This window comes from Actinomadura sp. HBU206391 (assembly GCF_014323665.1).
Lineage (GTDB): Bacteria > Actinomycetota > Actinomycetes > Streptosporangiales > Streptosporangiaceae > Actinomadura_C.
In genome coordinates, this window is sequence record NZ_JABVEB010000245.1 from 1 (window position 1) to 7,792 (window position 7,792).

General features: G+C 70.7%; 7 protein-coding genes. 4 read left to right on the forward strand and 3 right to left on the reverse strand.

Annotated elements, in window-relative coordinates:
- The 4 genes from HKK72_RS32775 to HKK72_RS32790 all read left to right on the forward strand — a co-directional run.
- Positions 1-1,242 (forward strand): aldehyde dehydrogenase family protein (locus tag HKK72_RS32775; RefSeq protein WP_187238309.1); only part of this gene is annotated, 1,242 nt, incomplete at its 5' end.
- A gap of 253 nt (positions 1,243-1,495) precedes the next feature.
- Positions 1,496-2,620 (forward strand): acyl-CoA dehydrogenase family protein, encoded by a 1,125-nt coding sequence (locus HKK72_RS32780; RefSeq protein WP_187238310.1) that lies wholly within the window; start codon positions 1,496-1,498, stop codon positions 2,618-2,620.
- Positions 2,620-3,447, forward strand: coding sequence for a phosphate/phosphite/phosphonate ABC transporter substrate-binding protein (locus HKK72_RS32785; RefSeq protein ID WP_222721428.1), 828 nt, complete (start codon positions 2,620-2,622; stop codon positions 3,445-3,447). Before HKK72_RS32780 ends, HKK72_RS32785 begins: the two co-directional genes overlap by 1 nt.
- Positions 3,444-4,637, forward strand: coding sequence for a ferritin-like domain-containing protein (locus HKK72_RS32790; protein WP_187238311.1), 1,194 nt, complete (start codon positions 3,444-3,446; stop codon positions 4,635-4,637). The genes HKK72_RS32785 and HKK72_RS32790 overlap by 4 nt, the downstream gene beginning before the upstream one ends.
- A gap of 32 nt (positions 4,638-4,669) precedes the next feature.
- On the opposite strand, the gene HKK72_RS32795 is transcribed toward HKK72_RS32790, so the two are convergent.
- The 3 genes from HKK72_RS32795 to HKK72_RS32805 all read right to left on the reverse strand — a co-directional run.
- Positions 4,670-6,076: an HNH endonuclease signature motif containing protein gene (locus HKK72_RS32795; protein WP_187238312.1), complete on the reverse strand. Its 1,407-nt coding sequence runs from the start codon at positions 6,074-6,076 to the stop codon at positions 4,670-4,672.
- A gap of 229 nt (positions 6,077-6,305) precedes the next feature.
- Complete coding sequence (locus tag HKK72_RS32800) at positions 6,306-7,397, reverse strand: aminotransferase class V-fold PLP-dependent enzyme (RefSeq protein ID WP_222721429.1); 1,092 nt, start codon at positions 7,395-7,397, stop codon at positions 6,306-6,308.
- A gap of 10 nt (positions 7,398-7,407) precedes the next feature.
- Positions 7,408-7,792 (reverse strand): RidA family protein (locus HKK72_RS32805; protein WP_187238313.1); only part of this gene is annotated, 385 nt, incomplete at its 5' end.

Genomic DNA, 7,792 nt, shown 5'->3' on the forward strand with positions numbered 1-7,792 from the left:
GCGCTCACCGAGCACCGCGACCTGCTGTCGCTCCTGCTCGTCTGGGAGATCGGCAAGCCGTGGCGGCTCGCGACCGCCGACGTCGACCGGGCCATCGACGGAGTGCGCTGGTACGTCGAGGAGATCGACCGCATGGTCGAGGGCCGCCGGCCGCTGGACGGGCCGGTGAGCAACATCGCGAGCTGGAACTACCCGATGAGCGTCCTCATGCACGCCATGCTCGTCCAGGTCCTGGCCGGCAACGCGGCGATCGCCAAGACGCCGACCGACGGCGGCCTGGCCTGCCTCACGCTCGCGTCCGCCCTCGCCGTCCGTGAGGGCCTGCCGATCACGCTGGTCAGTGGCGCCGGCCGGGACCTGTCGGCGGCGCTCGTACGGGCGCCGGAGATCGGATGCGTCTCATTCGTCGGGGGCCGGGACGCGGGGGCCCAGGTCGCGGCGGCCGTGGCCGACCTCGGCAAGCGGCACGTCCTGGAGCAGGAGGGCCTCAACACCTGGGGAGTCTGGGAGTACGGCGACTGGAAGCTGCTCGGCGGGCAGATCCGCAAGACGTTCGACTACGCCAAGCAGCGGTGCACCGCCTATCCGCGGTTCGTCGTCCAGCGGTCGCTGTTCGACCGGTTCCTGGAGACCTACCTCGCCGCGGTGAAGCAGGTGCGGTTCGGCCACCCGCTCGCGGTCGAGAATCCCGAAGACCCGCTGCCCGACCTCGACTTCGGCCCTCTCATCAACGACGCCAAGGCCAAGGAACTCGGCGACCTGGTCGACGAGGCCGTAGCCAAGGGCGGCGTGCCGCTCTATCGCGGCTCGCGGTCGGACGGGCGGTTCCTGCCGAGGCAGGACACCTCCGCCTACCTCGCCCCGGTCACCATCCTGGCGCCGCCACCGTCGTCGCCGCTCCACCACGCCGAGCCGTTCGGCCCGGTCGACACGGTGGTGCTTGTCGACACCGAAGCCGAGCTGCTCGCGGCGATGAACGCCTCCAACGGCGCGCTCGTCGCCACGATCTCCTGCGACGACGAGGCGACCGTCCGCCGGCTCGGCTCGCACGTCCGCGCGTTCAAGGTGGGCGTCAACGCGCCTCGCTCCCGTGGCGACCGCGAGGAGATCTTCGGTGGCCACGGCGCATCGTGGCACGGCGCCTTCGTCGGCGGTGAGCTGCTGGTGCGGGCCGTCACAGAGGGAGCCTCGGGGGAGCGGTTGCCCGGCAACTTCCTCACCTACACCCTGCAGCCGAGCTGAGCGAGAGGGGCTGGGCCACGGTCTTCCCAGGTCGCGGTCGTGGTCTGCCCGCTCGTCATCGGAGCGTCCCCTTCCGCCTATCGGCCGTTTAGTAATTTCATCGAACACCTGGGCGAATAGTGCTTTTTCCGGAGAATTTCTTGATGTCAGATGTTATTGATCGCTAACAATTATCCGGCCCGAAGAAACGATTGCCCGGTAATTTTCGGACGTATACCCTAAAGCTGAGCCGACCGAGCCGAAGGGGCCGCCCATGAAGGAACTGCGCGCACTCGAGTCCGTCATTGACGAGGTAGTACGACCGCAGGCGGTGGTGGTCGATCGCGATGGGGAATTTCCCCGCAAGGCGATCGACGCGCTCGCGGAGGCCGGCTTCCTCGGGCTGGTCAGCGCCACGGACGTGGGCGGCGGTGGCGGTGGCCTGGCCGAGGCGGTGGCGGTCGTCGAGCGGCTCGGCGCCGCCTGCGGTTCGACGGCGATGGTCGTGCTCATGCACTACGCGGCCGTCGCCGTCGTCGAAGCGTACGGCGCCGAGGAGACCCGCCGGGAGATCGCGGCCGGCCGGCACCTCACCACGCTCGCCTTCTCCGAGGCCGGTTCGCGCAGTCATTTCTGGGTCCCGCTCGGCACGGCCGCCGAGGCCGACGGTTCCGTGCGCCTGGACGCGCGCAAGAGCTGGGTCACCTCGGCCGACGAGGCCGACAGCTATGTGTGGTCGAGCCGCTCTCTCGGCGCGGACGGGGCCATGACGCTCTGGCTGGTGCCGGCGGCGACCGCCGGGCTGCGGCCGGCCGGCGGGTTCGACGGGATGGGCCTGCGCGGAAACGCGTCCCGGCCGATCACCGCCGATGGCGCACTCGTCCCGGCGGAGGCCGCGCTCGGTGCCGACGGCGCCGGGCTCGATATCGCCCTTGAGCGGGCGCTGCCGTGGTTCCTGGTGCTCAGCTCGGCGTTCTGCGCCGGCCTGATGAGGTCGACGGTGGACGAGGCGGTCGCGCATCTGACCAGCGCCCGGCTCGACCATCTCGGGCAGACGCTCGCCGAGCAGCCCGTCGTCCGCCTGGAGATCGCCCGCATGCGGCTCGCGGCCGACGGGGTCAGCGCTCTGCTCGCCGACACGCTGACGGCGCTCGGAACCGGCCGTGACGACGCGATGGTGCGGGTACTGGAGGCCAAGGCGGTGGCGGCCGAGGCGGCGATCGACGTCACCGACCGTGCGATGAAAGCGTGCGGGGGCGCCGCCTTCCGCAAGGAACTGGGGATCGAACGGTCGTTCCGCGACGCCCGGGCGGCCCGCGTGATGGCGCCCACGACTGACACACTGCTGGACTTCATCGGCCGGGTCACGTGCGGCCAGCCGCTCTTCGGAGATGCCTGATGACCCTGCTCATGGGCGCGGTCGCCTACGACCCCAAAGTAGTGACCATCTGGGACGGCTTCCGCCGTCTGCTGATCGATCGTGGCCTGCCGTTCGACTATGTCCTCTACTCGCACTATGAGCGGCAGGTCGAAGATCTCGTCGCCGGGCGGATCCACGCCGCCTGGAACTCCCCGCTGGCCTGGGCCCGAGCCTTGCGGCTGGCCCGCGCGTCCGGCACGAGTGTGCGCGCGCTGGTCATGCGCGACACCGACCAGGACCTCACCTCGGTCGTGGTGACGCGAGCCGACTCGCCGGTCAGGTCGGTCGCGGAGCTGAGCGGCAGGATGGTCGCGACCGGGGCGGTCGACTCACCGCAGGCGACGCTGATCCCGCTGTCATACCTCCCCGACGTGGTCGTCCGTCGCTTCGACGTCGGGGTGGGCCTGCACGGCGATCACATCGGGGGAGAGCGCGACGCCGCCCGCGCGCTGGCGGCCGGCGAGGTCGACGCCGCCTGCATGCTCGATGCCAACCACCTGCTCTTCGTCAAGGAGGGCGTGCTGACCCCCGGATCCACCCGGATCATCGCCCAGACCGAGCCGTTCGACCACTGCAACATGACCGTGGTGGACACCGCACCGAAGGAACTGGTGGACCGGTTCGGTGAGCTCCTGATCGCCATGTCGTACGCCGATCCCGACGTGCGGGGGCTGCTCGACCTCGAGGGGCTCACCTCTTGGGAGCCGGGACGGACCAGCGGCTACGCCGCCGTGGAGGCGGCCGTGGACCGGGTCGGTTTCTACGACCCGTCCGGGGTCGTGACCGCCGCCGCGTACCGGCCGTGACGGCGGTCGTCGATCTGGGCGGGCTCGGTTTCGAGAGCGGTGCCCACCTGTTGTTGCGCAGGGCGCTCGGGCCTCTGAGCCCGGGCGCCCTGCTCGCGGTGTACGGCCGCGACCCGGCCCTGCGCGTTCACCTCCCGGCATGGTGCCGCGGGCAGGGCCATCGCGTCGAGATGCCGTCGCGTCCCGGCGGGCCGGTCGCGGTCGTCGTGCGCGGCTCGGCCGTGAGCGACCGGTGGTCCGGCGCCGTACGGTCCGGATCGCCGCATCCGGGGGCCGTCGTGGAGCGGCCGCCGGCAAGCTGGGGGCTGGCCGCGAGGGGCGCACTGGTCGAGCCCGGCGGCCCCGAGCCGCTCTTCGCCTTCGAAGAGCGCGACCACGTCTGGGCTGACATCGCCCCGCGTCTGTACGCGCAGGCCGCCGCGCGCCAGTGGGACCCGGCGACGGCGATCCCCTGGGACGCGGAGTGCGACCTGCCGGCCGAGGTGGAGTCGGCGGTCGTCCAGGTGATGACCTATCTCGTGGAGAACGAGCAGGTCGCCCTGCTCGTACCGGCCCGCTTCATCGGTGGCATCCATCCGCACTTCCGCGAGGTGGTCCAGCTACTGGCCGTTCAGGTGGCCGATGAGGCCCGCCACATGGAGGTCTTCACCCGCCGGGCCCTGCTGAAGAGCCCGCAGCTCGGCACCTCCTCGGCGGGCGGGCGCGAGTCGCTGTTCACCCTCGTCAAGGAGTCGGACTTCTCGCTGGCGTCCTTCCTGCTCTCGGTCCTCGGCGAGGGAAGCTTCGTCGATCTGCTGGCCTTCCTGGAACGTCACGCGCCGGATCCGGTGACGCGAAGCGCCGCCCGTCTCGCACTGCAGGACGAGCGCCGTCACGTCGTCTTCGGCGTCGCCCACCTCGCCCGGCAGGCGGAGGCGGATCCGGGCCTGCACGGCCGCCTGCGCACCGCGATCGAACGCCGTCACGACGTCCTCGCCGACACCGCCGGCCTGAACGAGGATGTCTTCGACGCCCTGGTCGTTCTCGCGGCCGGGGCCTGGACCCCCGAGGCGGTCGCCACCGGGTTCGCCCGGGTGCGGGAGCTGCAGCAGGCGATGGACGACGGCAGGCGCCGCCGCCTGGAGCGGCTCGGCTTTCCGGCGGACGAGGCGGCCGAGCTGTCGCGGCTGCACACGCGCAACTTCATGTGAGCCGAAGGTCAATGTCATGGATCTGCATCCGGTCATTCCCGGGGGACGGGCGTGACGATGTGCCAAGTGCCGGAAGGGGTGATCCAGATGAGCAGGCCGGGCCATGGTTGGAGAAGCCTCCATCTGGAGTGCTGCTTGAGCCGGTGGTGTCTGCGGCACAGCGGTGCGAGGTTGCAGCGGCAGGTGGCTCCGCCCCTGCCGTGTGGACGGGTGTGGTCGAGGTCGCAGCGCGCCGAGCGCGCGTTGCAGGTCGGGAACACACACGTCGGGTGGCGGTGTTCGATGAGCCGTCGCATCGCCGCTGGAGGGCGGTAGCCGTCGTGACCGTGTCGGCCGGGGTCCCTGCCGGAGGTCCGGCACCAGGTGTTCGCGACTTCCTCGAGCCCGTCGGCCATGGCCTGTGCGGCTTGGGCGGTGAGCAGAGCGAGCCCGTCGAGTCGGCCGTTCATCCGTGCCTGTGCCAGTAGTGCGGTGAGGTGCTCGTCGGTGAGTTCGGCCAGCGCTTCGGCGATCTGCCGGTCCACTGCGGCGACCGGGTCGGTGGTGTCGCCGTCAGTCCGGGCCGGTTCGCGGTCATGCTCGGCCGGGGCGCCCCGGTCGCCCCGGTCGTCCATGCCGTCAATGCCGTCCATGAGCAGGACGCGGATCGCCTCGGGGAGTTCGAGCCCGCGTAACAGTCTCTGGGTGAGGTCGGCACGAAGGTGGTCGATCGGCCGGTCGTCGCCGTCGGCCTTGAGGGCCTGGGCGGCGGCGTTGATCCGGTTGTAGATGGCGTGGGCGTCCTCGGCGGTCATGTTGCGCAGTGCGAGGTCGCTGGTGCCGGTGGCGTTGTCGAAGAGTTGCAGGCTGCGATCGCGCAACGCGGCCCGCCGCCGTCCTTCGAACGCGTCGGGGTCGGCGGCCTTGACGGCACATCTGATGCGGTGCCGGAGTTGACCGGTGGTCAAGGAGGACGCCTCGTCGGCGATGGTGGCGTCGACGGCGGCGGCCAGGGCGCGCGGCAGCCCACGCAGGGCATCGGCGATCACCTGTGCACGTCGCAGATCGATCCGTCCGGAGACGAGCGCCTTCCCAGTGGCCGGGAGGTCTTCGGCCAGTTGCTCGGCCAGGCACACCCATCCGGCCGCCGAGGTGCCGGTGAGGGTGAGCGCGAGGGAGACCTCCTCGGTCACGATCTCGTTGATCTGAATGTTGCCCATGCCGCGCGACGCCAGACCCGACTCCTCGTCATGACGACGCCGTGACAACTCGGCCACCGCGGTCAGCTCCAACGCCTGTGTCCACGAGGTCTGCCGACGGGCCGCCGCCATTACCGCGATCAATTCCGCGTCCGATAATTCGGCGAATCGCGCGTCGGCAAGGGCACGCGCCAGGCCGGGGCCAGGAGGAAAGTTCGTCCAATCGTCGCAGGTCACTGTGATGTCCTGCTGGACCGTCATCGGAGCACCTCCCGTCCGGCCGGCCGCCGCGCGCCTGTACTGATAAATATTATCGAACATTTGAGCTAGCGCCAGTAATTCACAACAATTCCTTGATGCTGCCCACATGACTCGAAAGCAATTGTCGGCAAATAAAAAGTTATCGCCGCATTTGTCTGGCTCTGGCAGAGGCTGAGCCCGTACCTGGGCGACGGCGGACACCACGCCATGCGCGGCATCCGTGAATCGCTCAGGCGAGGGCCCGCACGGTGGCCGCGACGTCGTTCTCGTCGTTGAAGTAGTGGAAGCCGAAGCGGACCCGGTCGCCCAGGGCCGTGGCGCGCACCTTGTGCTCGCGCAGGCGTCCGGCGATGTGGTCGGCCTGGTGGGTGTGGAACACCGCGATATGGGAGTCGGGACCGTCCACCACCCGTCGCAGGCCGAGCGGCCGAGCGTGCTCGGTGAGTTGCCGCGCGAGGTCGAGGCAGTGCCGTTCGACCTGGTCGGCGTCGAGTGAGCCGAGCAGCCGCAGGGCCTCGGCGGCGCCGATCCAGGAGAACCAGGCGGGTGAGGCGTCGCACCGCCCGGCGTCGGCCGCGAGGTCGGCGGCACCGAAGTACCCGTACGGCGGGTTCGTCGACCTCCAACTCGGCGCGAGCGGCTCCAGCCCGTCGAGGCGGTCCGGCCGGGTGACGAGCCAGGCCGCACCGCGCGGGCACAGCATCCACTTGTAACCGTGCACGGCGAAGTAGTCGGGACGGAGCGTGGCCGCGTCGAACCGCAACGCGCCGAGCGACTGCGTCAGGTCGACGAACAGCCGCGCGCCCACCCGGTCGGTGGCGGCGCGCAGTGCGGCGAGGTCGAGGCGCTGCCCCTCCCGGCTGGTCACCTCGCTCACCGCCAGCAGCGAGACCCGCTCGTCCAGGGCCCCGATCAGGTCCTCGATCCGGGTGGCACCGTCGCGGGCCGGCACGGCCACCACCTCATGCCGCGCCGACCACGGGAAGAGGTTGCTGCGGAAATCCTGGGCCGGCACCACGATCCGGCCGGGCGGCAGCGACGCGGCGACCGTCGCGGCCGCCTCGGCCAGCGAACCGAGCGTCGAGACCGTCGCCGGGTCCACGCCGGTGAACCTGGCGAAGCGGGTACGGGCGTCGGCGGCGGCGCCGTCCCAAGCCGTCCAGTCGAACTCGCCCGAGGACCACGCCGAGACCGTGTCGTGCAGGGCCTCGGTCACCGGCAGCGCGCCAGGCGGGCTGCCAGGTGTGTCGAGCCAGACCGTGGAGCGGAGCGCCGGGAAGAGCGCACGGAATCGTGCCGGGCCCAGTGGGGGAGAGGTCATCGGGACGGCGTCATCGGCGGGGGACCGCGACAGTGCCCTCGATCTCGACGGTCAGCTCGGGGGCGGCCAGGGCGGCCACCACCATCAGCGAGTGCGCGGGCCAGTCGCCGGCCGGATACCACTGCGCGAACACCTCGTCACGTGCGGTACGGCAGCCCGCGAGGTGCTCGGTGCCCGAGACCAGCGTCAGCAGCTTCACCAGATGTTCCGGCCCGGCGCCGAGCGAGTCGAGCAGCGTTCCGATGTTGGCGTAGGCCTGTCGCGTCTGCGATTCCGCGTCCGGACCCGCCAGCGCGCCGTTCTCGAGCACGCCGACCTGGCCGGAGATGAACACCAGGTCGTGATCGGCGGGCACGGTAGCAAGGTGGCTGTACTTACCGATCGGCGGTGCGAGG

Bases quoted from the DNA above. Each gene is read 5' to 3' on its own strand.
- HKK72_RS32780 (WP_187238310.1), top strand. From the start codon at position 1,496: ATGAAGGAACTGCGCGCACTCGAGTCCGTCATTGACGAGGTAGTACGA.
- HKK72_RS32785 (WP_222721428.1), top strand. From the start codon at position 2,620: ATGACCCTGCTCATGGGCGCGGTCGCCTACGACCCCAAAGTAGTGACC.
- HKK72_RS32795 (WP_187238312.1), bottom strand. From the start codon at position 6,076: ATGACGGTCCAGCAGGACATCACAGTGACCTGCGACGATTGGACGAAC.
- HKK72_RS32800 (WP_222721429.1), bottom strand. From the start codon at position 7,397: ATGACCTCTCCCCCACTGGGCCCGGCACGATTCCGTGCGCTCTTCCCG.